The sequence below is a fragment of the Polymorphospora sp. NPDC050346 genome (genome assembly GCF_040655695.1).
GTDB lineage: Bacteria > Actinomycetota > Actinomycetes > Mycobacteriales > Micromonosporaceae > Polymorphospora > Polymorphospora lycopeni.
Genome location: NZ_JBFAKM010000025.1, coordinates 1 through 25,024, shown reverse-complemented (window position 1 = coordinate 25,024; position 25,024 = coordinate 1). Strand labels below are relative to the sequence as shown.

The 25,024-nt window shown below is 72.9% G+C and carries 23 protein-coding genes and 1 riboswitch; of the genes, 9 read left to right on the top strand and 14 right to left on the bottom strand.

Annotation, left to right across the window (positions count from 1 at the left end; all coding sequences use genetic code 11):
- The first annotated feature begins 82 nt into the window (after window positions 1-82).
- Complete coding sequence (locus AB0I42_RS23980) at window positions 83-610, top strand: NAD(P)H-dependent oxidoreductase (protein WP_357540203.1); 528 nt, start codon at window positions 83-85, stop codon at window positions 608-610.
- Window positions 611-774: 164 nt separating this feature from the next.
- Here the strand turns inward: AB0I42_RS23980 and AB0I42_RS23975 are convergent, their stop codons facing one another.
- Genes AB0I42_RS23975 through AB0I42_RS23955 form a run of 5 tightly spaced genes read right to left on the bottom strand, consistent with a single transcriptional unit; the run spans window position 775 to window position 4,858 of the window.
- Complete coding sequence (locus tag AB0I42_RS23975) at window positions 775-1,362, bottom strand: GNAT family N-acetyltransferase (RefSeq protein ID WP_357540201.1); 588 nt, start codon at window positions 1,360-1,362, stop codon at window positions 775-777.
- 36 nt (window positions 1,363-1,398) lie between these two features.
- Window positions 1,399-1,980 carry a helix-turn-helix transcriptional regulator gene (locus tag AB0I42_RS23970; protein WP_357540199.1) on the bottom strand — a complete coding sequence of 194 codons (582 nt, stop codon included), beginning with the start codon at window positions 1,978-1,980 and terminating at the stop codon, window positions 1,399-1,401.
- Window positions 1,977-2,588, bottom strand: coding sequence for a GNAT family N-acetyltransferase (locus AB0I42_RS23965; protein WP_357540197.1), 612 nt, complete (start codon window positions 2,586-2,588; stop codon window positions 1,977-1,979). Before AB0I42_RS23965 ends, AB0I42_RS23970 begins: the two co-directional genes overlap by 4 nt.
- A gap of 40 nt (window positions 2,589-2,628) precedes the next feature.
- A complete protein-coding gene (locus AB0I42_RS23960; RefSeq protein WP_357540195.1) occupies window positions 2,629-4,137 on the bottom strand; it encodes an APC family permease in 1,509 nt (502 codons plus the stop codon).
- Between the two features lie 22 nt (window positions 4,138-4,159).
- Window positions 4,160-4,858, bottom strand: a complete 699-nt coding sequence (locus AB0I42_RS23955) for a GPP34 family phosphoprotein (RefSeq protein WP_357540193.1) — start codon at window positions 4,856-4,858, stop codon at window positions 4,160-4,162.
- A gap of 166 nt (window positions 4,859-5,024) precedes the next feature.
- Between AB0I42_RS23955 and AB0I42_RS23950 the strand changes: the two genes are divergently transcribed.
- Window positions 5,025-6,617 (top strand): hypothetical protein, encoded by a 1,593-nt coding sequence (locus tag AB0I42_RS23950; protein ID WP_357540191.1) that lies wholly within the window; start codon window positions 5,025-5,027, stop codon window positions 6,615-6,617.
- Window positions 6,618-6,659: 42 nt separating this feature from the next.
- Here AB0I42_RS23950 and AB0I42_RS23945 read toward each other — a convergent pair whose 3' ends face one another.
- The 5 genes from AB0I42_RS23945 to AB0I42_RS23925 all read right to left on the bottom strand — a co-directional run bounded on the left by AB0I42_RS23945 (window position 6,660) and on the right by AB0I42_RS23925 (window position 10,751).
- Window positions 6,660-6,971 carry a hypothetical protein gene (locus tag AB0I42_RS23945; protein WP_357540189.1) on the bottom strand — a complete coding sequence of 104 codons (312 nt, stop codon included), beginning with the start codon at window positions 6,969-6,971 and terminating at the stop codon, window positions 6,660-6,662.
- Window positions 6,972-7,044: 73 nt separating this feature from the next.
- On the bottom strand, window positions 7,045-8,070 hold the full coding sequence (locus AB0I42_RS23940; protein ID WP_357540185.1) for a TerC/Alx family metal homeostasis membrane protein: 1,026 nt from the start codon (window positions 8,068-8,070) through the stop codon (window positions 7,045-7,047).
- Between the two features lie 267 nt (window positions 8,071-8,337).
- Window positions 8,338-9,864, bottom strand: a complete 1,527-nt coding sequence (locus tag AB0I42_RS23935) for an N-acetylmuramoyl-L-alanine amidase (protein WP_357540182.1) — start codon at window positions 9,862-9,864, stop codon at window positions 8,338-8,340.
- Window positions 9,864-10,022, bottom strand: coding sequence for a hypothetical protein (locus AB0I42_RS23930; RefSeq protein ID WP_357540180.1), 159 nt, complete (start codon window positions 10,020-10,022; stop codon window positions 9,864-9,866). The genes AB0I42_RS23935 and AB0I42_RS23930 overlap by 1 nt, the downstream gene beginning before the upstream one ends.
- A 186-nt stretch (window positions 10,023-10,208) precedes the next feature.
- The gene (locus tag AB0I42_RS23925; RefSeq protein WP_357540178.1) at window positions 10,209-10,751 is read right to left on the bottom strand and encodes a carboxymuconolactone decarboxylase family protein; all 543 of its coding nucleotides are present in this window, start codon (window positions 10,749-10,751) and stop codon (window positions 10,209-10,211) included.
- A gap of 190 nt (window positions 10,752-10,941) precedes the next feature.
- On the opposite strand from AB0I42_RS23925, the gene AB0I42_RS23920 reads away from it, so the two are divergent.
- The 4 genes from AB0I42_RS23920 to AB0I42_RS23905 all read left to right on the top strand — a co-directional run bounded on the left by AB0I42_RS23920 (window position 10,942) and on the right by AB0I42_RS23905 (window position 15,408).
- Window positions 10,942-11,517, top strand: a complete 576-nt coding sequence (locus tag AB0I42_RS23920) for a copper chaperone PCu(A)C (protein WP_357540176.1) — start codon at window positions 10,942-10,944, stop codon at window positions 11,515-11,517.
- The gene (locus AB0I42_RS23915; RefSeq protein WP_357540174.1) at window positions 11,518-12,735 is read left to right on the top strand and encodes a Dyp-type peroxidase; all 1,218 of its coding nucleotides are present in this window, start codon (window positions 11,518-11,520) and stop codon (window positions 12,733-12,735) included.
- Window positions 12,736-12,754: 19 nt separating this feature from the next.
- Window positions 12,755-13,357: a copper resistance CopC family protein gene (locus AB0I42_RS23910; protein WP_357540172.1), complete on the top strand. Its 603-nt coding sequence runs from the start codon at window positions 12,755-12,757 to the stop codon at window positions 13,355-13,357.
- 68 nt (window positions 13,358-13,425) lie between these two features.
- Window positions 13,426-15,408: a cytochrome c oxidase assembly protein gene (locus AB0I42_RS23905; protein ID WP_357540366.1), complete on the top strand. Its 1,983-nt coding sequence runs from the start codon at window positions 13,426-13,428 to the stop codon at window positions 15,406-15,408.
- Window positions 15,409-15,418: 10 nt separating this feature from the next.
- On the opposite strand, the gene AB0I42_RS23900 is transcribed toward AB0I42_RS23905, so the two are convergent.
- Together AB0I42_RS23900 and AB0I42_RS23895 are read right to left on the bottom strand one after the other, a co-directional pair.
- Window positions 15,419-15,892: a hypothetical protein gene (locus tag AB0I42_RS23900; protein WP_357540170.1), complete on the bottom strand. Its 474-nt coding sequence runs from the start codon at window positions 15,890-15,892 to the stop codon at window positions 15,419-15,421.
- Between the two features lie 122 nt (window positions 15,893-16,014).
- Window positions 16,015-16,806, bottom strand: coding sequence for a zf-HC2 domain-containing protein (locus tag AB0I42_RS23895; RefSeq protein WP_357540364.1), 792 nt, complete (start codon window positions 16,804-16,806; stop codon window positions 16,015-16,017).
- Window positions 16,807-16,891: 85 nt separating this feature from the next.
- On the opposite strand from AB0I42_RS23895, the gene AB0I42_RS23890 reads away from it, so the two are divergent.
- Complete coding sequence (locus AB0I42_RS23890; protein ID WP_357540168.1) at window positions 16,892-17,476, top strand: sigma-70 family RNA polymerase sigma factor; 585 nt, start codon at window positions 16,892-16,894, stop codon at window positions 17,474-17,476.
- Window positions 17,477-17,518: 42 nt separating this feature from the next.
- On the opposite strand, the gene AB0I42_RS23885 is transcribed toward AB0I42_RS23890, so the two are convergent.
- Together AB0I42_RS23885 and AB0I42_RS23880 are read right to left on the bottom strand one after the other, a co-directional pair.
- Entirely contained in the window at window positions 17,519-18,514 is a 996-nt protein-coding gene (locus tag AB0I42_RS23885) for a ribonucleotide-diphosphate reductase subunit beta (RefSeq protein WP_357540362.1), read from the bottom strand.
- Window positions 18,515-18,534: 20 nt separating this feature from the next.
- Window positions 18,535-20,949 (bottom strand): ribonucleoside-diphosphate reductase subunit alpha, encoded by a 2,415-nt coding sequence (locus AB0I42_RS23880; protein ID WP_357540166.1) that lies wholly within the window; start codon window positions 20,947-20,949, stop codon window positions 18,535-18,537.
- 127 nt (window positions 20,950-21,076) lie between these two features.
- Window positions 21,077-21,310, bottom strand: a riboswitch (cobalamin riboswitch).
- A gap of 117 nt (window positions 21,311-21,427) precedes the next feature.
- Here AB0I42_RS23880 and AB0I42_RS23875 point away from each other — a divergent pair.
- Both AB0I42_RS23875 and AB0I42_RS23870 read left to right on the top strand, forming a co-directional pair.
- A complete protein-coding gene (locus AB0I42_RS23875) occupies window positions 21,428-22,546 on the top strand; it encodes a hypothetical protein (RefSeq protein WP_357540164.1) in 1,119 nt (372 codons plus the stop codon).
- 196 nt (window positions 22,547-22,742) lie between these two features.
- A complete protein-coding gene (locus AB0I42_RS23870; RefSeq protein WP_357540162.1) occupies window positions 22,743-24,920 on the top strand; it encodes a discoidin domain-containing protein in 2,178 nt (725 codons plus the stop codon).
- Window positions 24,921-25,024 lie beyond the last annotated feature (104 nt).

Sequence of the window (25,024 nt, the reverse complement as noted above, 5' to 3'; positions counted from 1 at the left end):
GCCGAAGAGCACCTTGACCTCAAGCTTGGTTTCAGTTTTAGCCTCGAAGCACCTGCTCACGGCGAATCTGAAGGGCCCCGGAATGACCATGCCTCCCCTACGCATCTCGGTGATCGTCGGCAGCACCCGCAACGGCCGCTTCGGGCCGATCGTGGCGAACTGGTTCACCGGTCACGCCGCCCGACGTCCCGACCTGCACGTCGAGATCGTGGACCTGGCCGATCCCCAACCGGTGAGCGCGACCCTCGCCGCCGCCGACGGCTTCGTGGTCGTCACCCCCGAGTACAACCACAGCTACCCGGGGCCGCTGAAGGAGGCCATCGACGCGCACTACAAGGAGTGGCACGCCAAGCCGGTCGCGTTCGTGTCGTACGGCGGGATCTCCGGGGGCCTGCGCGCCGTCGAACACCTGCGCGGCGTCTTCGCCGAACTGCACGCGATGACGGTGCGCGACACGGTCAGCTTCCACCGGATCCAGCAGTGCTTCGACCCGCAGGGGCAGCCGGTCGACCGGGCCTCGGTCGATGCCGCCGACGTGCTCCTGAACCGGCTCACCTGGTGGGCCAACGCCCTACGCGAAGCCCGCACCCACACCCCGTACCTGGCCTGACCCGCCCGGGTCCGGGCCTTGGGGCGCGATCAAGGGGAAGTCGTCCCCTCGGGCGCCCGAATTGCGTGGCACATCCCCTTGATCGCGCAGGCGGTGCGGGCGGGCGGTGCGGGCGGCTGCACGCGGGCGGTGCGGTTGCGGGGGCGGTGCGACTACGGGCGGGGTCAGGGTAGGTCCAGGCGGACCACCCAGCGGGTACGGCCGCTGGTGCGGGACGCGGTCGGCCGGACCCGCCGGAAGCCGGCCGCCTCGAACAGGCCGAGGGTGCCGAAGTAGGCGAACGTGTTGTCCAGCCGGCCGCCGTCCGGATCGGCCGGATACCCCTCCAGCCCGCAGGCCCCCTCGGCACGGGCCCGGTCGACGGCCGCCGCCAGCAGGGCGTGGGCGATCCCCCGACGGCGGTGACCGGGACGGACGAGGAAACACACCACCGACCACACCGGACGATCGTCGATCTTCGGGATCGTCCGGGAGCGGTTGAGCCGTTCCAGGTCGGCGCGGGGGCCGAGCCCGATCCAGCCGACCGGCTCGTCGCCCGCGTACGCGATCAGCCCGGGCGCCGGCCGCCGGCCGGTCAGGTCGCGCAGCAACCGCTCCCGTTCCTCGTCGGAGCCGCGAGAATAGGCGCCCGAGGACATCCGGAAGTAGGTGCACCAGCAGTGCTGCTTCGTCTGCCCCGCGCCGAGCAGGGTCGCCACGTCGTCCCACCGATCGGCGGTCGCCGGGTGGACCTCGACCTTCTCGTCCGGCATCAGCCGATGCTACGTCCGGCCGGCGCCCTTCGCAGGTCAGCCGCCCGGCACCCGGGCCGCCGGGCGCTGCGGCGACCGGTGGTCACCGACGGGCACGGGAATCAGGTAGCCGCCCCAGACCAGCTCGGCGGGCCCTGCCCCGACCGGCCCGGTCCCGCCCGTACCGCGCCATCCGGCCTCGTCCGGGGCGCCACCACGGACGGCGGACCGGTGCACACCGTCCGACCGGACCGGCTCCGGTGGGGCCGCCACCGGCGGCGACCCCGACGGGACGGCCGGCCGGGGGCGGGCCGGCGAAACGGCCGGGGGTGCCGGGGCGGAAGCCGCCGGTGGCGGGTCGGGGCACGACTGCCGGAGCTGGGCGAGCACCAGTTCCCGGTGGGCGTCGTAGGCGCGTACGAACTCGTCGCCGGTGCCGAGCACCCGGTCGGCGTACCCCCAGAAGGTCCGCTCCGGCAACGCCCGGCCGATCTCGGCGTTCGCCACCGAACTGCGGCTGTAGGCGAGCCGCCGGGCCAGCTCGACCTGGGTGATCCCGATCCACCGGCGGGCGGCGGCGAGCCGCCGGCCCAGCGCCCGGCGGGTGTCGGCGACCGCGTCGTCGGTCGACACGGTCATCGCAGCCCGCCGGGGTTGCGCCACATCGGCCACATCGGCGGCCCGCCGTCGGGCAGGTGGAACGGGGCGGCACAGGGCCGGTAGCCGTGGCGCAGGTAGAGGTCACGGGCACCGGGGCTGGTCGCGACCAGGTAGGCGGCGACCCCGGCCCGGTCGAGCAGCGTGTTGCGCCAGGCCAGCAGGGCGCCGCCGAGACCGGCCCGTTGCCGGGTCGGCGCCACGCCGAGATAGGCGAGGTAGTGGTGCGGGGTGGTGGGGTGGTGGTCGGCGAACACCGCGTCGAGCCGCCGGAACCGGTCGGCGTACGGGCCGCAGGCGGTGGTGACGACGCGGTCGTAGCCGCTCAGGTCGGGTGGTCCGCCGACGTACGACTGCCAGATCGCGATCGCGCTGTGGTCGTCGGTGGTCAGCACCGCGCCGTGCCGCAGCACCTCGCCGATCAGGCCGGCGCAGAAGCGTTCGTAGACGGCCCGCCGCTCGACGGGGTCGGGGATCAGCCAGACGCCGTCCGGGCCGTCGAGGAAGGCGTCGACGAGGGTGACGGCGAGCGGACCGATGTCCGCGGTGGTGGCGGTCCGCACGGTCACGGCCGTGGGTGGGTGTCGCATCGGTACGGCTCCTCGCTGGGTCGGTCGGGCTCGGGGCGGTTCAGGCGTGGACAGGGCTGGACCGGGACACGCCGGACGGGGTGGCCGGCACGGCGGTGACGCTGTCCGGGCCGAGCCCGATCGCGGCGTACACCCGTGGTCGGGTGGCCCGCAGGATCAGCGCCCAGCCGGCGCCGGCCACGGCCGCCACCGCGTATCCGGCGGGGAGCAGCCACCGCAGCGGCGAGTCCCCCGGCAGATCGAGCAACGCGCCGAAGCCGGCCACGGTGACGATCAGGACGGCGGTGAGTGTCACGGCGGCGACGGCCGGTGCGGTGACGCGGCGCCAGGCGGGCTCGCCGTGCCGGTCGCGGGCGAAGTAGCCGAGCACCGCGAAACTGGTGGCGGCCATCAGGACGAGCACGCCGAGCCCGCCGGTGACGCCGCCGGTGAAGAAGACGTGGCGGATCGGGTCGAGGCCGGTGCCGGCGAAGGTCCCGAGGGCGGTCAGGGCCAGGCCGCTCTGCAGCAGCGAGCCGTAGACCGGCGCCCCGGTGAGCCGCCCGGTGCGGCCCAGTACGGCGGGCAGCAGCCCCTCGCGGGCGAGCGAGAACGCGTACCGGGCGATCATGTTGTGGAAGGCGAGCAGGGCCGCGAACAGGCTGGTCAACAGCAGCAGCCGGCCGAGGTCGACGAGGGCCGCCGGCAGGTGCGGCGCGGCGAGGACGAAGAACAGGTCGGCGTCGTGGGCGCGGGCCGCGGTGACGACGTGCGCCGGGCCGGCGGCGACCGTCATCGCCCAGGTGGACAGGGCGTACAGGCCGGCGATGAGGCCGAGCGCGAGGTAGGTGGCCCGGGCAACGGTGCGGCGCGGGTCGCGGACCTCTTCGGCGAAGACGACGGTGGCCTCGTATCCGACGAATCCGGCGAGGCCGCCGACCAGGATCGCGACCGCGGCGGGGTCGGCGAGCCGGGCCGGGGACAGCGCGGTGAGGGTGACGCCGCCGGCGGCCGGGTGGGTGAGCATGGCGATGTCGAAGACCACCACCACGGCGAGTTCGAGCAGCAGCAGCGTGGCGAGGACGCGGCCGTTGACCCGGACGGACCGCAGCCCGAGTACGGCGACGAGGACCCAGCCGGCGGCGGCGCACAGCCACCAGGGCAGGTACCAGCCCCGGGTGGCGGCGAGATCGGCGGCGACGGCGCCGAACGCGCCGTACAGGCTGATCTGGAGGCAGTTGTAGCCGAGCTGGGTGACCAGTGCGGCGCCGACGCCGGGGACCCGGCCGAGGCCGAGGGTGACGTAGGCGTAGAAGCCACCGGCCTGCCGGACGTGCCGGGCCATGGCGACGTAGCCGGCCGAGAAGACGGCGAGCAGCACGCCGACGGTCAGGTAGACGACCGGCACCCCGACGAAGCCGGTGACCGCGAACCCGGTGCCGGCCGAGCCGGCGACCACGGTCAGTGGCGCGGCGGCGGCCAGTACGAACGCGGTCACGGCCGGTACGCCGAGCCGGTCGCGGGCCAGGGCCTGGGTGACCGGGCTGTGCGGGGCTGCCCTCGTCGGCATGTGTGCTCCAGGGGTGGAAGGGTCAGATGCGGTACGCGGCCACCGAGCGGCCGATCGCCGCGTGGGTGAGGCGGGCCAGTTCGGCCATCGGCGGCCAGCCGTGGTCGAGCAGTGCGCGCAGGTTGTCGCGGGCCCGGGCGGGGGCACCGTCGAGGACCTGGCGGTCGAGGCCGGTGGCCCAGGCCAGCGCGGCCAGGCCCTGGTCGGCGGGGGCGAGCGGGCGGGCGCCGCGCAGCGCCATCGCGAGCCGGGCGGACGGCCAGCCGGCGGTGGTCGGTTCGACCGGCACCCACATGACGGTCCGGGACATGCGGAACCGGGACGTCTCCCGCCGCAGGTGGCCGGCCCGGTGCAGCCGGCCGGCGACCCGGTCCACGACGGCGACCGACAGGTACGCCAGCCAGTTGCCGACCGGGTGGGCGCCGCGTTCGGCGGCGAGCTGGTCGAGGACGGTGTGGGTGAGGCCGTCGGCGGGTGGTTCGGTGCTGACGACGTACACGTCGCCGTGGTGGACGGTGATCCGGCCGGTGTAGAGCAGTTCGGCCAGCAGGGCCGAGGCCAGTCCGTAGGTGGTGGCCCGGGGGTGCAGCAGGGGCCGGCCGAGCAGGTGGTGGTGGGCCAGCCGGAAGAGGTCGTCGGCGAGCGGGTGGCGTACGTCGTCGGTTTCCCGGCCGGCCGGGTGCCGGGCAGCCCGGGGCGGCCGGGCGTCGGAGCTTCCCATCGTTCCCCCGTCGAGGTCGCCGGTCGCGCACGGTGCGTCCACCCTGTCCGTTGGCGGGCGTGGGCGGCAGACCGAAGAAGTAGGCGATCCAGGGGGTGTTTCGTTGGTGCCCGGGCGCCACGGCACGGCGCCGGGCGGTCGGTGATCGTCTGGTAGGAACGACGCCATGACGTCGCGGAGAAACAAGTCCCGCCGGTCCGGGTCGAAGGGCGGCCGTCCGGGAAGCGCTCCGAAGCGGTCGCTGCCCCGCCGGCCGGCCGCACGGGTGGTCGGCGTCGCGGCGGCGGCGCTGCTCGTGCTCGGCGGGCTCTGGCTGGTGCTGGCGCCGTACTACGCGACGATCCTCGTCTGGGAGCTGCGCAACGCCCTGCCGTTGCTCGCCGCGCTCGCCCTGGCGGCCGCCGCCTACTGGGCGGTCCGGGCGACGGCGGGGGCGCTGGACGGCGGCTACCGCACCGGGGTCGCGCTGCTGGCCGGACTGCTCGGCCTGACCGGCGGCGCCTGGTGGATGCTGCACACGTTCTACGAGCAGGACCGGACCTACCTGGCCGGCGTCGAGGTGGTCGACGGCGCGCTGCCGGCGGTGACGGCACGGGCGCCGTACCAGGTGGGGGTGGCGCAGGCCCGGCCGAACCTCGGTGACACCACCGGCGAGATCGCCGGCACCAGCTACCTGCCGGGCGAGGACCGGTTCGCGACCCTGGTGAACCGGCGCGGCTGGCTCGCCGGCTACGAGGTGGCGTTCACCCAGCAGATCCCGTTGCAGGGGCGGGGCGCGACCGACCAGAAGTGTCAGTTCGACCGGGACCGGGCCGCGCGCCGGGTCGCGGGCTGGTTCGGTCACAACCTCGGCCGGCAGATCTCCTCGGAGCGCCGGTGGGTGCGGTTCGACGGCGACGACGTGTACGCCTACTGCGACGGTGACCGGCCGGTCGTGGTGGTGCCGCTCAAGCGGCAGGTCGGTGTCTGGGTGGTGGTCGAGAAGCCGGCGGGGGTGGCGTTGTACGACGGCCGGACCGGCGAGCTGACGTTCACCACGGACACCTCGGGGCTACCCGGCCCGTCCTATCCGCTGAGCATCGCCGGTTGGCAGCGCGAGTCGACCGGGGCGATGGGTTCGTTCGCCGACTGGTTCTTCGGGCGGGTCGGTTGGCAGGTCCCCGACGACCAGGCCAATGCCGGCAACGACTCCGAGTTCACCCTGGCGACGGTGGCCGACCGGCGGCCGGTCTACGTGACCCCGATGACCGGGCGGGGTTCGGCGACCGCGATCTCGGTGGTGTCGGTGGTGCCGGCGCGGCACTCCGGGCTGGGGTTGGCACCGGTCACGGTGCACCGGCTCGATCCGGTGTGGGTGTCGCCGGGCGCGATCGTCGACCGGATCAAGGCCGACTACCAGGACATCCCGAACTGGGTGAACATCAACGTCTACGAGGTGGTGCCGACCGGCGGCGACGGTTGGGCGGCCACCCTGGGCACCGGGCAGAACATCCTCTACCGGGCGTCCGGCACCGGTGACCTCTCCGGGGAGCGGGCGACGTGCCTGCAGCGGGCGGACGGTTCGGAGATCCGCTGCGGCGGTGCCGCCGACCGCGACGGCCGCGGGCCCGGTGGCGCGTACGGCGACGCCGGTGCCCCGGGTGGCGGGGTGCCGTCGGGTGATCTCGGCGGGCTGACCGACGCCGAGCTCGCCGACCTGCACCGGCGGGTCGCCGACGAGGTCGCCTGCCGGCTGGCGGCGACCTGCCCGCGGAACTGAGGTCCGGGCCCGCGCCGGTGGCGGGGGCCCGGACCGGAGGCGTCAGCCCCGGGTGACGTACCAGGGGTCGGGTTGCAGGGACCAGGTCGACGACGGGCAGGACACGGACGAGGTCTGGCCCACCGGGACGAAGGGTCCGCTGCGTACGGTCTCGTCGCCCCAGACGCTGACGCACTGGATCACCACGCGGACCTCGCCGGTCCCGCCGGTGCAGGACGCGTAGCCGGTCCCCAGGTTGGCGTAGGTGGTGCAGCCGGTGGGCGCCGCCTGGGCCGCCGCGGCGGGTAGCACCGCGGCGGCGGCCGACAGCAGTCCGACGGTGGCGAGTCTGGTCAGTACCGTGCGTGCTCTCATCGTGGCACCTTTCTTCAGAAGGATATTCACCTTAGGAAGAAAATGACCATGAGACAAGCACGAACTTCGATGGCTACCGTGGCGGCTGCGGTTCCTCCTCCGCCCCCTCCTGCGGCGGCGTCTTCGTCACGCGCAGCGCGCCCGGATGGGCCTTGGCCGACGGGTCACGCCGGGTCTTGACCAGGCTGGCGATGGTCGTGACGGCGAGGACCACCACGATGACGCCGAGCGAGAACACGGTCTCGATCTGCGGCACCCAGTCCCAGACGGTGTGCCCCCAGTGCAGCACCAGCTTCACGCCGATGAAGGCGAGCACCACCGACAGCCCGGTGGAGAGATAGACCAGCCGGTCGAGCAGGCCCTTGACGAGGAAGAACAGCGCCCGCAGGCCGAGCAGCGCGAAGGCGTTGGCGGTGAAGACGATGTACGCCTGCTCGGTCACCCCGAAGACCGCCGGGATGGAGTCGAGGGCGAAGAGCAGGTCGGAGCTGCCGATGGCGATCAGCACGATGAACAGCGGGGTGACTATCCGCCGGCCGCCCTGCCGCACGGTCAGCCGGCCGCCGACGTAGTCGGTGGTCACCGGCAGCACCCGGCGGGTCAGCTTGACCAGGCCGTTCTCCTGCACGTCGGGGTCCTCGTCCCGGTGCCGGAAGAGCTGGATCGCGGTCCAGATCAGCAGCAGCCCGAAGAGCAGGAACATGAACGTGAAGAGGTTCAGCAGGGTGGCGCCGACCACGATGAAGATCGCCCGCAGGATCAGCGCCATGATGATGCCGAAGGTCAGCACCTTGTGCTGGTGCTCGGCCGGCACGGCGAACGTGGTCATGATGATGACGAAGACGAAGAGGTTGTCGACCGACAGGCTCTTCTCGACCAGGTAACCGGCGAAGTACTCGACGCCGAAGTCGGTGCCGGCCTGGCTCATGAACACCAGGCCGAAGACGATCGCGACGGCGATGTAGAACACCGACCAGGCGGTCGCCTCGCGGAACCCGACCGCGTGCGGTTTCGCCGCGGCGACCGCCAGGTCGAGGGCGAGCAGCCCCACGATCACGCCGATCGTGAGCAGCCACACCCCGGTACTGATCTCAAGCATCTGGCCTACCTCCCGCGACGCGCACTACCCCGGTTGGGTGGACGCCATGCCGAAAGGCGACATCACTCGCAAAGTTGATCACCGAACCAACGGTACGTGCTCAAGCTGGGAATTCGTCGCGGCACGACGGTGGGCACCATATCCGGACAAGCAGACTCGAGTCCGGTTATCTCTCCTGAAACCCCTCGCATCGCCAGAAGAGTCGCGCCGGCCGATCCGGCCCGGCGCCCGCCTCGACGGGCGCCGGACCCGACGGGAGTACGGGGTTCAGGAGGCGAGCGAGCCGCCCCAGTTGTCGGTGGCGAGGTGGCCCGCGGCGTCGTGGAAGACCCGGTGTTCGAGGGTGCCGTTGTTGGTCCGGTAGAACACGTGGTGACCGCCGCCGGTGGTCAGGCCGGCCGGGTCGCCGGCGACCACGCCCCGGGCGCCCCAGTCGTCGCTGCTCGGGTTGATGCCCGGCCACCAGAACCAGTGCGCCAGGTCGCCGTTGGCCCGCCGGCCGAAGATGTGCTGCTGGTCGCGGTGGACGAACGCGTGCGGGTTGCCGGCGAAGGTGCCACCGGCCCACACCCCGCCGTTGAGGGTGCCGGACGGGTCGTCGAAGAAGCGGTGCTGCAACGCGCCGCCGGTGTTGCGGTAGAAGATGTGGTGCTGGGTCGGGGTGGAGAACCCGGTGACGTCGGAGGCGATGCCCGCGGTGATGCCCCAGTTGTCGCTGCTCGGGTTGATGCCGGGCCACCAGAACCAGTGGACGAGGCCGCCGGCGGCGTTACGGGCGAAGATGTGCTGCTGGTCCTTGTGCACGAACGCGTACGGGTTGCCGACGAACGGTCCCCCGGCCCACACCCCGCCGCCGACCTGGCCGCTGACCAGGTCGAAGAACTTGTGCTCCAGCAGCCCGTCGGGGTTGCGGTAGAAGACGTGCTGCTGGTTGCCGTACGCGAAGCCGGTGGGGTTGGACATCACCCGCCCGACGGCGCCCCAGTTGTCGCGCCCCGGCGCCCCGCCGCCGCTCTGCCACCAGTGCCGCAGCGTGTTGTCTGTGCCGCGGGCGAAGACGTGCTGCTGCCCGTTGTGTACGTAGCCGACCGGCCTGCCGGTCAGCGCGGCGCCGCCCCACTCCGGCCGGATGATGCCGGTCGACGGCGACCAGGAGAGGTTGACCAGCGCCCCGCCGGTGCCGACCGCGACGAAGTGCTGCTGGTCGCCGTAGAGGTAGGCCTGACCGGCGACCGGGGCGGCGCCACCGCCGGCCATCCGCGCGGCGACGTCGGCGCGCATCGTGTCGAGGTTGATGAACGACGGGTCGATCTTCCCGGTGGTGCTGGTCTCCCGGTGGCCGCGGGCGTGGCTGGCGTCGCGCCCGAGCCGGCGCAGTACGGCGGCGGTGGCCGCGACCGAGGCGTTGTACTGCGCGGGGGTCATCTGCTGGTTGACCCCGTTGTAGTCGATCTCCCAGCCGATCATGAGGGTGTTGCCGTCGCCGGCCGGGATGGGGCCGCTGCCCCGGCTCGCGCCGGCGTGGTTGGCCCGGCCGGCGGAGATCAGGTGGAAGACGCCGTGGTGGTCGACCAGCGCGTGGCACAGCGGGCCGGCGAGGTCGGGCCGGCCGTTGATGCAGATGTTGAGCGCCGGGTGCGGGTTGGTGGGGCTGGAGGTGGCGGCGGTGTGGTGCCACAGCACCCCGATCGGGTCGAAGGCGCCGGGGCGCATCCGGGCCCGCCAGTTGCCGTGTTCGACGACCTGGACGCCGGCGCCGCGCAGCACGTCGGCGAGCCAGGGGACGGTGGCCATCAGGCTGTCTCGATCAGGTCGGCGGCGCACTCCACGGCGCGGGGGCGGGCCTGCGCCGGCCGGCCGGTCAGGCCGACGGCGGCGGCGGTCGCGGCGATCAGGGCCGACGCGCCGAGCAGGATGCGGCGCGGCAGCCGGATGGTGCGGGCAGTGTCCATGGTGCTCCTTCGGTCGGGCACGCTGCCGCGCGCACGACCGAGTCACGGCACACCGGCGGGATCACCGCACGTCACCGACCTCCGCCGCGCCGTCGCGGCACCCGGAGCGGGTTGGCCGGGCGAAAATATCCTCCAATGATGTTGGTCAATTAGACAAGTACCTGCATGGGTGTACTTCGATCGAGGTCAGGAACTGTAGCCGAACTCGGCGATCCGCTCCGCGGTCCGCAGGTAGGCGGCCGGATCGGCGGCCGGCTCCGTGCCCAGGCCGTCGACGTAGCGGTTGAACATGCAGAACGCCGCCGCGATCAGCACCGTGTCGTGGATCTCCAGGTCGGTCGCGCCCTCCGCGCGGGCCGCCGCCACCAGGTCGGCGGTCACCTTCCGGCCGCTCTCCTGCACCGCGCCGGCGATGCGCAGCAGCGCCCGCAGCTTCTCGCTGACCGGCGCCGAGTCCAGGTCGGCGCGGACCTGGTCGACCAGGGCCATCCCCTCGTCGAGCTGCACCGCGGCGAACGCCGAGTGCGAGGAGCAGCAGAACTCGCACTCGTTGAGCCCGGAGACGTACGCCGCGATCAGCTCCCGCTCCCCCGGGGTCAACGGGTGCTCGCCACGCAACAGCACGTTCACGAGATCGTTGAGGGGCTTCGCGGTCTCCGGGCGGTATCGCATCGGTCCGCTGATCCCGGGGTAGCTCCGCTCGTCCACGCCAAGGTCGATGTGTGCCACACGCACCCTCCCGGTCCGGCCCCCGAGAACGGGCGCGACCGACACGCCCGGGCCGATCCGGTACGGCCGCGAGGAGCCACCATCGATCATCCACGATGGAGTCTCGCGCGTCACGCCTTGACTTTCCGGCCGGCCGGAACCAGCCGCCGCCACCGGCCGACCACCAGTGCACACACAGTTTGGAGAAACGATGGCGCGCATCCCCGTACCCACCCGGCGACCGAGACCGGCGAGCCGGCTGGGCACCGGTATCGCCGTACTCGCCCTGCTGGCCGTCGCCGCCTGCGGCACCGACGACGCGGCGGCCGGCGACCCCGAACCGTCGGCCACGCCCACGGCGGCCGCCGCGCTGGCCGTACGCGACCCCTGGGTCAAGGTCGCCGACAGCGGCATGACCTCGGCCTTCGCCACGCTGGTCAACGAGTCGGCCGCGCCGGTGACCGTGACCGGCGGCACCTCGCCGGTCTCGCCGGTCGAGCTGCACGAGATGGCGATGCAGAACGGCGAAATGGTCATGCGGGCCAAGCCGGGCGGGTTCACCGTGCCGGCCGGCGGCAGCCACGTCCTCGAACCCGGCGGCGACCACCTGATGCTGATGGCGCTCGGCCAGCCGGTCCGCGCCGGCGACGAGGTCGACATCACCCTCACCCTGGCCGACGGCCGGACGGTCGCGTTCACCGCCCTGGCCAAGCCGTTCGCCGGGGCGCAGGAGAGCTACGACCCCGGCCACGGCGGCACCCCGAGCCCCAGCGGGCACGCCGGCTAGATGGGCACCTTCTCCGCCCCGGTCAGCCGGCGGCACCTGCTCGCCGGCGGCGCCCTCGCCGCCGGCGGCGCGGTGGCCGGCGCCACCGTCACCGCCGCCGCCCGCAGCGCACCGGCACCCGCCGCGCCGCTTCCCGCCGACCCCGGTACGGCCGTCGAGCCGTTCCACGGCCCGCACCAGGCGGGGGTCGCCACCAGCCCGCAGGCACACGCCAGCTTCCTCGCGTTCGACCTGCACCCGGGCACCGACCGGGCGGCGCTCGGCCGGCTCATGCGGCTGCTGACCGACGACGCCGTACGGCTCACCCAGGGCCGGCCGGCGCTGGCCGACACCGAGCCCGAACTCGCCGTCCTCCCGGCCCGGCTGACCGTCACCTTCGGGTTCGGGCCGGGGCTGTTCCGGGCGGCCGGGCTCGACGGGCTGCGGCCGCCGTCGGTCGCCCCGCTGCCGGCGTACCCGATCGACCGGCTGGAGGACCGCTGGTCCGGCGGCGACCTGCTGATCCAGCTCTGCGCCGACGACCCGGTCACGGTCGCGCACGCCCAGCGGATGCTGGTCAAGGACACCCGCGCCTTCGGCACGCCGCGCTGGACCCAGCTCGGCTTCCGCCGCGGGCACGGCGTCGAGCCGGCCGGCCGTACCCAGCGCAACCTGCTCGGCCAGCTCGACGGCACCACCAACCCGGCGCCCGGCGACGCCGGGTTCGACCGGGCGGTCTGGGCGACCGACGGGCCGGACTGGTTCCGTGGCGGCACCACCGTGGTGATCCGCCGGATCCGGCTGGAGCTGGAGACCTGGGACCTGCTCGGGCGGGCCGACAAGGAGTTCGCGGTCGGGCGCCGGCTCGACACCGGCGCCCCGCTGACCGGTACGGCCGAGCACGACGCGCCCGACTTCACCGCCACCGACCCGACCGGCTTCACCGTCATCCCGGAGTTCTCGCATGTCGCACGGGCACACGTGGCCGACGAGGGGACGCGGATGCTGCGCCGGCCGTACAACTACGACGGGCAACCCGACGCCGCTGGCCAGGCTGACAGCGGTATGATATTTGCCGCATACCAGGCGGATGTCGCGCGGCAGTTTCTTCCCGTGCAGCAGCGGCTCGCCGAGTCGGACCTGCTCAACGAGTGGACCACCCCGATCGGGTCGGCGGTCTTCGCGATCCCGCCGGGCTGCGACGAAGGCGGCTGGATCGGCCGGCAACTGCTCGGCTGAAGCCGTGAATGGAGTTCCGATGACCACCCACCCGTACCGCGGGCCGCGCCGCACCGTGCTGGCGCGCGTCCTCGCCGCGCTGGCCGCGACCGCCCTGGCCGTGATCGCCACCGCCGCGCTGCCGGCCGCGCCCGCGTGGGCGCACAACGAGCTCACGACGGCCGAGCCGGCGCCGCAGAGCACGCTCGACACCTCGCCGGAACAGGTCGTGCTGGAGTTCGTCGAGCCGCTCAACCCGCGGTACACCGCGATCGTGGTGACCGACGCCGCCGGTATGACCGTGTCCGACGGCCAGCCGGAGATCACCGGCAACCGAGGCGCGGTCACGTTCGCCGCGCCGCTGGCCGGCGGCGCGTACACGGTCGCGTACCGGGTCGTCTCGCTCGACGGGCATCCCGTGCAGGGGTCGTACCCGTTCACCGTCGCCGGCCCGGAACCGGCCGCCGACGCGACCGACGCCGTCTCGGCGCCGGCGACGGACGCCCCGGTCGACGCGGCGTCGGTCGTCGACGACGGCGGCGGCGGTTCCGGCACCCTCCTCGCGCTGGCCGGCGCCGGGCTGGCCCTCGTCGTCACCGTGGTGGCGGTGGGCGTCTGGCGGGCGCGGCGGGCCCGTCCGTGACCACCGAGCTCGCCCCGCCCCGACCGGAGGTGGTCGCGCCACCGGCCGGCGGGCGGCGCTGGCCGACCGTGCTGGCCGGCGGGGCGGCGGCCCTGGCCGCGCTGCTGATCCTGCTGCGGTACGGCGGTGCGGTCGTCGACGAGGCACTGCCCGGGCTGCCGTACCCCGGCCCGCTGACCGCCTGGGGGCTGCCGGTCGCCCGACTCGGCACACAGGTCTCCGCCGTCGCCACGATCGGCCTGCTGCTCGCCGCCGTCGTGCTGTCCCCCCGCTCCGACGGCGGACTGTCCGCGATCGGCTACCGGCGGCTGCGGCTGGCCGGCTGGACCGCGCTGGCGTGGTGCCTGTGCACGGTCGCCGGCCTCTGCTTCACCCTGTCCGACCTGCTCGGGCAGCCCGTGTCCCGGGCGGTGTCGACGACCTCGCTGTTCAACTTCGCCACCTCGGTCGACCTCGGCAAGGCGCTCGCCGTCTCGGCCGCGCTGGCCGGCACCGTCTTCGTGCTCGGCCGGACCAGCCTGCGACCGGCCGGCGCCGCCGTCGCGCTGGCCGTCGCCGTACTCGCCGTGGTGCCACCGGTCTTCACCGGGCACGCGGCCGCGGCCAGCGACCACCAGCTCGCGGTCTCCGCACTGCTGCTGCACGTGGTGCCGGTCACCCTGTGGGCCGGCGGGCTGCTCGCCCTCGCCCTGTCCGGCCGGTCCCGGTCGGCGGACCTGCCGGTCGCCGTACGCCGCTTCTCGCCGCTGGCCGCCTGGTGCGTCACCGCCGTCGCACTGTCCGGCCTGCTCTCCACCCTGGTACGTCTCGCCGGACCCGGCGACCTCTTCGGCACCCGGTACGGGCAGATCGTCGTGATCAAGACGCTGCTGCTGCTCGGCCTCGTCGCCGCCGGCTGGTGGCAGCGCCGGGCGGCGCTGCCCGCGCTGCGGCGCGGCGACCGGCGGACCTTCGCCCGGGTCGCACTCGTCGAGGTGCTGCTCTTCGGCGCGGCGATGGGCGCCGCGGTCGCGCTCGGCCGCACCCCCGCCCCGACCGGCGACGTGCCGGAGGAGGACCTCGCCACCGCCCTGCTCGGCTTCCCGATGCCGCCCGAGATGACCGCCGGCCGGCTGGTCGGCCAGTGGCTGCCCGACCCGCTCTTCATCACCTTCGCCGCTGCCGCCGCCGGCCTCTACGTCGCCGGGGTGTGGCGGCTGCACCGCCGCGGCGACGCCTGGCCGGCGGCCCGCACCGCCGCGTTCCTCGCCGGCTGCGCGGTGATCGTCGCGGCCACCTCCAGCGGGCTCGCCCGCTACGCCCCGGTGCTGTTCTCCATGCACATGACCCAGCACCTGCTGCTGACCATGGTCGCCCCGATCCTGCTGGTGCTGGCCGGCCCGGTCACCCTCGCGCTGCGGGCCCTGCCCCCGTCGGCCGACCCGGCGTGGCCCGGCCCCCGCGAGTGGCTGGTGTCGGTGATGCACTCCCGGTGGGCGGTGACCGTGTCACATCCGCTGGTCGCCCTGCCGATCTACGTCTTCAGCATGTACGTCATGTACTTCACCGGCCTGTTCGAGCTGGCGCTGCGCTCGCACGCCATGCACCTGTTCATGGTCGGGCACTTCCTCGCGGCCGGCTATCTCTTCTTCTGGATCGCGATCGGCGTCGACCCCACTCCCCGGCCCCGCCCGACCCCTCCCCTGCGGATGCTGCTGGTGCTGATCAGCATGGTGCTGCACGCCTTCCTCGGCGTCGCGATCATGCAGTCGACCACGCTGCTGGCCCCGGAGTGGTTCACCGCACTGCCCCGGCCGTGGGGGCCGTCACCGCTCGACGACCAGCACACCGCCGGCGGCATCGCGTGGTCGTTCGGCGAGGTGCCGGCGCTACTGGTCATCCTGGCCCTGCTGCGACAGTGGATCCGCGCCGACGAACGGGAACAGCGCCGCGTCGACCGGGCCGCCGACCGGGCCGAGGCCGAAGGGGTCGACGACGCGCACGCCGCCTACAACCGGATGCTGGCCGAACTGGCCCGCCGGTCCGGGCGCGACCCCGACCGCCCGGCCTGACGTACGACCGTCAGGCCTGCGGTGCCACCGTCCAGAAGGTGACGGCCGGGCCGTCCGCGATCTCGACCTGGATCGCACGGCCGGGGTAGCGCTGGGCCAGGACCGCCCGCCAGCAGGCCGCGATGTCCCGGGCGAGGGTCGGCAGCGCATCCTCGTACGGTGTCAGGTCGCAGTTGGCGAACATGTCATCCAACGCCCACTGGTTGACGACCGCTTCGATCCGACCGGGCTCCTGTGGGTACCGCTCGAACCAACTGTCGACCGTCGTGGCGTCGAAGCGGTCGGCCAGGAAGATCCCGCTGCGGTACTCGACCGTCCCCGGGTTGAACAACCAACCGGCCGCGATCGTCGCGGGCAACGAGGACGCCTGGTTGAGGAAGTCGACCGGCACCCACGCGGCCGCCTGCGGTCCCCAGCCGTCCCGCCACGCGGTGAAGAACGCGGGCAGCGGACGCGCGATGTTTCCCGGTTCCGTACCCGACACCCAAGGACTCCTCATGTTCTGGACGTCCCGATTACCGCACGTTCGACCTTTGTGGAGCAACAGAACCGATCATGCTCGTGCGACAGGTCGCATACCCGTCGCCTTGGGTGGCGGGCGTCCGGTCAGGCGGCGCGGCGGGTGTCGGCGGTGACCTGGGCGGACGAGACCGAACGTACGATCCGCAGGCCGGGTGCCGGTTCGGCCGGCTCGGCGACCTCGTCGAAGGTCGCCCGCCAGCGGCCGCGGTCGGGGCGGCGCACCGGTGGCGCGCCCGGGTCCGGCAGCACCCTCGACAGGGCCAGCACGACGAGGAAGCCGAGCACGATCAGGCTGTGGCTGAGCACCCGGGTGAACTCGACCCGGCCACCGATCAGGTCGTCGGTGGTCAGCAGGGTCAGCACGACCACGAACGCGGTCAGGGTGGGCAGGATGCCGGTGGGCCGCACCCGGCGCAGGGCGATCCACGCGAACCCGGCGCCCAGGGCGACGTTCCAGGCCGCCGACTCGTGCCACAGGTGGTTGGCCCCGTCGACGCCGGTCACGCCGTGCAGGTGGCCGGTCGCGGTGAGCCCGCCGATCTGGGCGGCCCCGAGCAGGAACTGGGCCAGCCCGAGCACGCCGAGCACGACCCGCAGCGGCACCGCCGCCGGCCGGCCCGCCCGGGCCAGCAGGTGTCCGAGGGCGGCCCGCGCCGTACGGCGCGCCGGCAGGGCGGCCAGCACCGCGTCGTCGACCTGGAACGTGACCGGCACCGTGCTGGTACGGGTCAACCGTGTCACCAATGCCGCATTGTCGTACCATTCCCGACATTGCGGACAAATGTCCAAATGTGCGTCAGCTGCCCCCCGCTCGACCGGACCGTCCTCGCCATCCAGGCCGGCTGACAGCGCCTCGCGACACTCATCGCACCCCATCACCCCATAGTCGGACGGCACCGCACGCCAGTTCCATCCGGGGTACACCTGTCCGGAGCGCGGATCAGGGGGCTAGCCTTTCCCCATGCAGACGCCGGACAGCGACGACGAGATCACCCGATGGGCGCTGGCCGCCGGCCGCGGTGACCGGGCCGCCGCGTCGTCGTTCATCCAGGCCACCCAGCAACAGGTGATCCGTTTCCTGGGCCACCTCACCGACGCCTCCGAGGCCGAGGACCTGGCGCAGGAGACCTATCTGCGGGCCATGAGGTCGCTGCCCCGATTCGCCGGCCGGTCGTCGGCGAAGACCTGGCTGCTGTCGATCGCCCGCCGGGTCGCCGTCGACCACGTCCGGGCGGTCACCGTACGGCCACGCGTCGCCGCCCTGGAAAACTGGGAGCACGCCGCCGAGGCGACCCTGGCCCGCGGCGCCCCGCACCGGTTCGAGGACGAGATCGTGCTGCGTGACCTGCTCGACGCGCTGCCCGCCGACCGGCGCGAGGCGTTCGTCGCCACCCAGGTCGCCGGGCTGAGCTACGCCGAGGCGGCCGAGGTCTGCGGCTGCCCGGTCGGGACGATCCGGTCGCGGGTCGCCCGGGCCCGGGAAGACCTCGTCACCCTGGTCCAGGAGCGCCGCCGCGACGGCCGCCACCTGCGCGCCTCCGGCTAGCCGTCGCCGGCCGCACCCGGGGGCGCGACCGGCGACGGCGGGCTAGAAGTCGTCGTCGAAGGTGACGGCGCCGGTCACCCCGACCTGATACGCCGACACCCGCCGCTCGAAGAAGTTCGACAGCTCCTGCACGTCCTGCAACTCCATGAACGCGAACGGGTTCGACGAGCCGTAGAGCGGGGCGATGTCGAGTTGGGCCAGCCGCCGGTCGGCGACGTGCTGGAGATACTCGCGCATGTCCGGCAGCGACAGCCCGGACACCCCGCCGTCGAGCAGATCCTCGGCGAACTGCACCTCGCACTCGACCGCCTCGGCGAGCATCTGCCGGACCTGTTCGGCGAGATCGTCGTCGAACAGGTCGGGTTCCTCGCGGCGTACGGTCTCGACCACGTCGAACGCGAACGCCATGTGCATCGACTCGTCGCGGAACACCCAGTTGGTGCCCGAGGCCAGGCCGTTGAGCAGGCCGCGCGAGCGCAGGAAGTAGACGTACGCGAAGGCGCCGTAGAAGAACAGGCCCTCGATGCAGGCGGCGAAGCAGATCAGGTTGAGCAGGAACGCCCGCCGGTCCTCCCGGGTCCGCAGCTCACGCAGCTCGAAGATCGAGTCGATCCAGCGGAAGCAGAACTCGGCCTTGCGCCGGATCGACGGGATGTTCTCGATGGCGGCGAACGCGGCGAACCGCTCCTCGTCGTCGGGCACGTACGTGTCGAGCAGGTTCAGGTAGAACTGGACGTGCACCGCCTCCTCGAAGAGCTGCCGGGACAGGTAGAGCCGGCCCTCCGGGGAGTTGACGTGCTGGTAGAGGTTGATCACCAGGTTGTTGGCGACGATCGTGTCGCCGGTGGCGAAGAACGCGACGAGCCGGCTCACCAGGTGCCGTTCGGCCGGCGACAGCTTGGCCAGGTCGGCGAGGTCGGAGTGCAGGTCGACCTCCTCGACCGTCCAGGTGTTCTTGATCGCGTCGCGGTACCGGTCGAAGAAGTGCGGGTAGCGCATCGGTCGCAGGGTCAGGTCCATGCCCGGGTCGAGCAGCATCGGGGTACGGGGTTCGGTGGTCACTGGCAGGCCTCGCAGGACTCGGGGTTCTCCAGGGAGCAGGCGAGCGCCTCGTCGACGGGCGGCACGATCACGGCCGGCGCCGGGGTGGCGGCGTCCGGGCGGGTGACCGCGACGGTCGCCTGCTGGATCCGGGTCGCCGGTCGCGACCGCAGGTAGTACGTCGTCTTCAGCCCGGACTTCCAGGCGTAGAGGTACATCGAGCTGAGCTTGCCGATGCTGGGTGCGCTCATGAACAGGTTCAGCGACTGACTCTGGTCGATGTACGGCGACCGCTCGGCGGCGAGGTCGATCAGCGCCCGCTGCGGCAACTCCCAGGCGGTGCGGAAGAGTTCGCGGACGTCCCCGGGCAGTTCGGCGATGCCCTGCACGGAGCCCTCGGCGCGGCGGATCGCGGCCCGGACCGGCTCGGTCCACAGCCCCCGGGCCTTCAGCTCACCGACGAGCGCGTTGTTGATCTGAAGGAACTCGCCGGACAGCGTCTCGCGCTTGAACAGGTTGGAGACCTGCGGCTCGACGCACTCGTAGCAGCCGGCGATCGAGGCGATGGTGGCCGTCGGGGCGATCGCGACGAGCAGCGAGTTGCGCAGGCCGGAGCGGGAGACGCGCTCGCGCAGCGCGGCCCAGCGGTCGGTCTGGGTCGGGGTGACCCCCCACAGGTCGGGCTGGAGGTCGCCGCGGGCGGCACGGGTCTGGCCGTACGCCGGGTGCGGGCCGGCGCGCTCGGCGAGGTCGGCGGAGGTCTCCAGGGCGGTCAGGTAGATCTCCTCGGCGATCCGGGTGGACAGTTCCCGGGCGGCGGGCGCGTCGAACGGCAGCCGGAGTGCGAAGAAGACGTCCTGCAGGCCCATGACGCCGAGGCCGACCGGGCGCCAGCGGGGGTTGCTCGCCGCCGCCTCCGGGCTCGGGTAGTAGTTGATGTCGATGACCCGGTCGAGGAAGGTGACCGCGGTGCGTACGGTGGCGCGCAGCTTCGGCCAGTCGATGTCGTCGCCGGCGACGTGGGCGGCCAGGTTGACCGAGCCGAGGTTGCACACGGCGGTCTCGGTGTCGCTGGAGACCTCGATGATCTCGGTGCACAGGTTGGACAGGTGCACCACGTTGCCGGGTTCGGCGGTCTGGTTGCACAGCCGGTTGGCGGCGTCCTTGAAGGTCATCCAGCCGTTGCCGGTCTGGGCGAGGGTGCGCATCATCCGGCCGTACAGGTCGCGGGCCTTGACCTGGCGCACGTAACGGCCGTCGGCCTCGGCGGCGCGGTAGGCGGCGTCGAACTCCTCGCCCCACAGGTCGGGCAGTTCCGGTACCTCGTCGGGGTCGAAGAGCGACCAGACGCCGTCGGCCTCGACCCGGCGCATGAACTCGTCGGGGATCCAGTTGGCGAGGTTCAGGTTGTGGGTACGGCGGGCGTCCTCACCGGTGTTGTCGCGCAGCTCGAGGAACTCCTCGATGTCGGGGTGCCACGGTTCGAGGTAGACGCAGGCGGCGCCCTTGCGCCGGCCGCCCTGGTTGACCGCGGCGACCGAGGCGTCCAGGGTACGCAGGAACGGGACGATGCCGTTGGACTTGCCGTTGGTGCCCCGGATCAGCGCTCCCCGCGAGCGGACCCGGGACCACGAGATGCCGATCCCGCCGGCGAACTTCGACAGGTGCGCGACCTGGGCGTAGCGCTCGTAGATGGAGCCGAGTTCGTCGCGCGGCGAGTCGACGAGATAGCACGACGACATCTGGGTGTGCCGGGTGCCGGAGTTGAACAGCGTCGGCGAGCTGGGCAGGTAGGCCAGCGACGACATCAGCCGGTAGAAGGCGATCGCCTCGGCCGGGTTGGTGGACAGTCCGCAGGCGACCCGCAGCAGCCAGTACTGCGGGGTCTCCACGACCAGCCGGCTGGTCGGGTGCCGCAGCAGGTAGCGGTCGTAGACGGTACGCAGTCCGAAGTACTCGAACCGCAGGTGCCCGTCGAGGTCGATGGCGTCGTCGAGCTTGCGGGCGTTGATCCGGACGAACTCGGCGGTCTCGTCGCCGATCAGCCCCTCGGCGTGGCCGAGTCGGATCGCCTGGCTGAACGAGGCGATGCCCTGCCCGCGTACCTCCTTGTCGATGTAGGCGCCGAGCAGCCGGGCGGCGAGACGCGAGTACTGCGGTCCCTCGCCGATCATCTCGGCGGCGATCTGGATCGACAGCCGGTCGAGTTCGGCGGTGGTGGCGCCGTCGTACAGGCCGCTGATCGTCCTGGTCGCGACCCGCAGCGGGTCGACGTCGGCGAGGTCGTCGGCCCACCGGTCGACGGCCCGGACGATCTTGTTGACGTCGACCGGCTCGGTCGAGCCGTTACGTTTGCGAACCTGCATCTGGGTCCGCCTGGCAGCGGGCGCTCCGGCGTCCGCCGGTGCCGGGGCGACCTCGGTGACCGTCACAACACTCTCCTCGCGACTTCGGTCCAGGGGTCCGGTGGCGGCGCGCGGACGACACCGACGGCCCCGCCGGGCCGGCGAGGATCACGATGGCGTCGGCCGTCCCGCGCGGCCTCGGACCACCGCGCACGGGCGTGCGCGGTGTGCTGGCAGGTCTTCGGACTCGTGGGCCGGCGCGGAGTCTCCGCGTTCGCCTACCGGCCGTCGCTTCCCAGGCGGCCCGGCTCGTGGCCGGGTGGCGCCCAGTGCTTCTGACGGCTGTCGTTCCCACTCACCGCTGCGGGGCAGTCCCGGATTCGCACCGGGTTCCCTCTTGCCTCGACCGCCCCGGACGGGCGGCCGAACCAGCTACGGGGGACACCATATATAGGGGACCTACAAAAGTCACACCCAACATCTAGGCGCGGCGTGTCGCGTGAGACACGAAACGACCGGGCCGGGGGGCGCCCCGGAACCGACCCCGGTGCGGTACGGTCCACGCGTGCGCGCAGGATGGCGACGCGGGTCCGACCCCCCGCCCCCGACCGAGACTCCACGCCGGTCCGGCACCGTGTCACCGGCGGGCGCCGTGTCGCTGGCCGGCATCGTGGCCGCCGCCGCGGCGGCGGTCGGCTGGGCGGTCGGGCTGGCGGTGTTGCAGCCGCTCACCGAGCCGAGCGGCCCGGACGCGTACGCGGAGAACAACACCTACTGGGTGCGCGACCTGCGCTTCATGGCCATCGTCGCGGTCGTGCTCGGGCTGGTCCTGGCCGCTCGCGGGGATCGGCGGGCCACCCGGACCGGTGTCACCGCCGGCCTACTCTGGATCGGCGCCGACGTGGCGCTGGACCGGTCCGACCTGGCCGGCTGGCCGGCGGCCACCGCGCTGGCGGTGCTCGGTTGCCTGGCCGTGGGCACGGTCGCGGCGACCGGGCGACGGTCCCGCCGTCCCGACCGCCGGGCGCTGGTCGTCGCCGCCGCGGTCGGCGTGGCCCTGACGCCGCTGGCGGCGCTCATCGAATCCCCGACCGACACCGAGCCGGCGCTCACGCCGGCCGCGCTCACGGTCAGCGGGACACTGCTCGTGCTGACGGTCGGTTCGGCGCTCGCCGCCGGTGTCCTGGCGGCACCGGCCGGTGGCGGCACCGTGGCGGCCGACCGGGCCGCCCCGAACCACCTGCTCCGCCGGCTGGTGCCGGCCGGGGCCGTGCTGGCGCTCGGCGCGGCCGGCGCGGCCTGGATCCGGCTGGTCGAGCCGTACGAGCGGCTGGGTCCGTCGCTGCTGCTCGGGGTGGTGCTGCTGGCCGGGCTCTCGCTGCTGTCCGCGCGCTGGCCCGCCGGCCGGCCCGCGTGGGACGCGCAGGGCGCGACGATCGCCCTCCTGGCCATCGGCTATCCGGTGCTGACGATGTTCTGGCTGTTCCTGCTGATGTTCGGTACGCCGATCGCGACCCTGCTGACCGCGCTCGCCGGCAGTGTCCCGGTCAACTCGGCCGACACCGACTCGCTGTACGCGGCCGTCGGGTCGGCTACCGGGCTGACGATCGGGGTGCTGCTGGTGGCGGCCGACCGTTCCCCGTACGCCACCCGCGACGCGGCCGCGCTGCCCGACGGCTCCTGAAACCACCCCGCCCGGCGCCGGGAACCGGCCGTCAGCATAGTTGATCTTGCCGGGGAGCGCTCCCCGAGCGTTGACTAGGCATTGACATACCTCGAAACACGGTTCAGAGTGTCCGATTAAGAGAGCGCTCTCTCATGCGGTCGTCATCGGTTGGTAACCGGGTCGACACACCACGCCCTGTCGAAGAGGAGCTGCCATGCGTCCCACCCCGCCCCCGACCGGCCGATGGCCCGCCCGCCCCACCTGGCTACGCCTCGGCGCCCTGGGCGCCACCCTCGTCGCCCTGCTCGGCGGATACGTCGTGGCCACCACCGTGACCGCCAGCGCGGCGGAGATCCTGCTCTCGCAGGGCCGGCCGGTCACCGCGTCGTCGACCGAGTCGATCGCGTTCCCGGCCTCCGCCGCCGTCGACGGCGACAACGGCACCCGCTGGTCCAGCGCCGCCGCCGACCCGCAGTGGCTACGCGTCGACCTCGGCTCACCGGTCGCGGTCAGCCGGGTCGCGCTGCGCTGGGAGACCGCGTACGCCAGCGACTTCACCATCCAACTGTCGACCGACGGCTCCTCGTGGACCACGGCACACACCACCGTCGGCGGCACCGGCGGCAACCAGAGCCTGACCGTGGCCGGCACCGCCCGCTACGTACGGCTGCACACCACGAGGCGGGCCACCGTCTGGGGCGTGTCGCTGTTCGAGTTCCAGGTGTACGGCGGCAGCGCACCCGGCGGCTGCGGCACCACCAACGCCGCCCAGGGCCGGCCGGCACTCGCCTCCTCGGTCGAGTCCGGCGCCCACCCGGCCAGCGCGGCCGTCGACGGCAACACCGGCACCCGCTGGTCCAGCGCCGCCACCGACCCGCAGTGGCTGCGCGTCGACCTCGGCAGCACCCAGGCGATCTGCGGCGTGACCCTGAACTGGGAGGCGGCGTACGGCGTCGCCTTCACGATCCAGACCTCCGCCGACGGCAACAGCTGGACCACCGTCCACACCACGACGAACGGCACCGGCGGCGTGCAGAACCTCACCGTGACCGGGTCGGGGCGGTTCGTCCGGGTGCACGGCACCACCCGGGCCACCCCGTACGGCTACTCGCTGTGGGAGTTCCAGATCCGCACCGGCACCACCGGCACCCCGTTGCCGACCACCCCGCCGCCCACGACGCCGCCGCCGACCACTCCCCCGCCGGGCGGCAGCCGGCTGCTGTCGTACCAGAAGCCCGCGGTCGCCTCCTCCGACCAGAGCGACGTCAACTGCTACGAGTGCGTGCCGGCCCGGGCCTTCGACAACGACCCGGCGACCCGCTGGGCGACCAGCTCCACCACCGGCTGGGTCGACCCCGGCTGGATCTACGTCGACCTCGGCGCGACCGCCACCATCACCCAGGTCGTGCTCCAGTGGGACCCGGCCTACGCGACGTCGTACCAGATCCAGGTCTCGCCGAACGCGACCACCTGGACCACGATCTACTCGACGACCAGCGGCCGGGGCTTCAAGGAGACCGTCAACACCACCGGCACCGGCCGCTACGTGCGGATGTACGGCACCGCCCGGGCCACCCCGTACGGCTACTCGCTCTACGAGTTCCGGGTGTACGGCACCGGTGGCAACCCGGTCGCCCCGCCGCCGATGCCGCCGGACCCGGTCTTCCCGGCGACGCGTCTGGTGTGGAGCGACGAGTTCAACGGCCCGGCGGGCAGCAAGCCCGACCCGACGAAGTGGACGATCGACCCGGGCACCGGCCAGAACAACGAACTGCAGTACTACACCAACAACGACAACGTCTCGATGGACGGCACCGGCTCGCTGGTGCTGGAGGCCCGGCGGCAGAGCGCCGGCGGGCGAGAGTACACCTCACACCGGATGAACACCGGCAACAAGTTCCACGTCCAGTACGGCCGCATCGAGGCCCGGGTCAAGGTGCCCAAGGGCAACGGCCTGTGGCCGGCGTTCTGGATGATGGGCGCCGACTTCCTCACCGGCCGGCCGTGGCCGTACAACGGCGAGATCGACATCATGGAGGTGCTCGGCCGCAACACCCTGGAGGGCTACTCGACCCTGCACGCCCCGCAGTACAACGGTGGCGGCGGCTACGGCCTGAAGTATCCGGCACCCGGCGGCGTCGACTTCGCCAACGACTACCACGTGTGGTCGGCCGAGTGGGACAGCCGCGGCATCACCTTCAAGGTCGACGGCCAGACCGTCTTCTACGCCGGCAAGGACACCGTCGAGTCGACCCGCGGCCCGTGGGTCTTCGACCACCCGTTCTACATCATCCTCAACCTGGCCGTGGGCGGTGACTTCCCCGGACCGGTCGACGGCACGACGCCGTTCCCGTCCCGGATGTACGTCGACTACGTCCGCGTCTACCAGTGACAACGGTGGCGGGGGGGGGGGGCCCGCCGCCCCCCCCCCCCCGCCCCCCCCCATTGCCACGAAACCCCGGCGGGAAACCAGCGGCCGGGACCACCGCAAATACA

What these genes read in the sequence shown, in the direction of transcription:
- AB0I42_RS23945 (WP_357540189.1), bottom strand. Translation starts at nt 6,971, where the DNA reads ATGAGAGCACGCACGGTACTGACCAGACTCGCCACCGTCGGACTGCTG.
- AB0I42_RS23930 (WP_357540180.1), bottom strand. Translation starts at nt 10,022, where the DNA reads ATGGACACTGCCCGCACCATCCGGCTGCCGCGCCGCATCCTGCTCGGC.
- AB0I42_RS23940 (WP_357540185.1), bottom strand. Translation starts at nt 8,070, where the DNA reads ATGCTTGAGATCAGTACCGGGGTGTGGCTGCTCACGATCGGCGTGATC.
- AB0I42_RS23870 (WP_357540162.1), top strand. Translation starts at nt 22,743, where the DNA reads ATGCGTCCCACCCCGCCCCCGACCGGCCGATGGCCCGCCCGCCCCACC.
- AB0I42_RS23965 (WP_357540197.1), bottom strand. Translation starts at nt 2,588, where the DNA reads ATGCGACACCCACCCACGGCCGTGACCGTGCGGACCGCCACCACCGCG.
- AB0I42_RS23895 (WP_357540364.1), bottom strand. Translation starts at nt 16,806, where the DNA reads ATGGGGTGCGATGAGTGTCGCGAGGCGCTGTCAGCCGGCCTGGATGGC.
- AB0I42_RS23890 (WP_357540168.1), top strand. Translation starts at nt 16,892, where the DNA reads ATGCAGACGCCGGACAGCGACGACGAGATCACCCGATGGGCGCTGGCC.
- AB0I42_RS23980 (WP_357540203.1), top strand. Translation starts at nt 83, where the DNA reads ATGACCATGCCTCCCCTACGCATCTCGGTGATCGTCGGCAGCACCCGC.
- AB0I42_RS23915 (WP_357540174.1), top strand. Translation starts at nt 11,518, where the DNA reads ATGGGCACCTTCTCCGCCCCGGTCAGCCGGCGGCACCTGCTCGCCGGC.
- AB0I42_RS23885 (WP_357540362.1), bottom strand. Translation starts at nt 18,514, where the DNA reads ATGCTGCTCGACCCGGGCATGGACCTGACCCTGCGACCGATGCGCTAC.
- AB0I42_RS23955 (WP_357540193.1), bottom strand. Translation starts at nt 4,858, where the DNA reads ATGGGAAGCTCCGACGCCCGGCCGCCCCGGGCTGCCCGGCACCCGGCC.
- AB0I42_RS23950 (WP_357540191.1), top strand. Translation starts at nt 5,025, where the DNA reads ATGACGTCGCGGAGAAACAAGTCCCGCCGGTCCGGGTCGAAGGGCGGC.
- AB0I42_RS23910 (WP_357540172.1), top strand. Translation starts at nt 12,755, where the DNA reads ATGACCACCCACCCGTACCGCGGGCCGCGCCGCACCGTGCTGGCGCGC.
- AB0I42_RS23960 (WP_357540195.1), bottom strand. Translation starts at nt 4,137, where the DNA reads ATGCCGACGAGGGCAGCCCCGCACAGCCCGGTCACCCAGGCCCTGGCC.
- AB0I42_RS23970 (WP_357540199.1), bottom strand. Translation starts at nt 1,980, where the DNA reads ATGACCGTGTCGACCGACGACGCGGTCGCCGACACCCGCCGGGCGCTG.
- AB0I42_RS23935 (WP_357540182.1), bottom strand. Translation starts at nt 9,864, where the DNA reads ATGGCCACCGTCCCCTGGCTCGCCGACGTGCTGCGCGGCGCCGGCGTC.
- AB0I42_RS23920 (WP_357540176.1), top strand. Translation starts at nt 10,942, where the DNA reads ATGGCGCGCATCCCCGTACCCACCCGGCGACCGAGACCGGCGAGCCGG.
- AB0I42_RS23975 (WP_357540201.1), bottom strand. Translation starts at nt 1,362, where the DNA reads ATGCCGGACGAGAAGGTCGAGGTCCACCCGGCGACCGCCGATCGGTGG.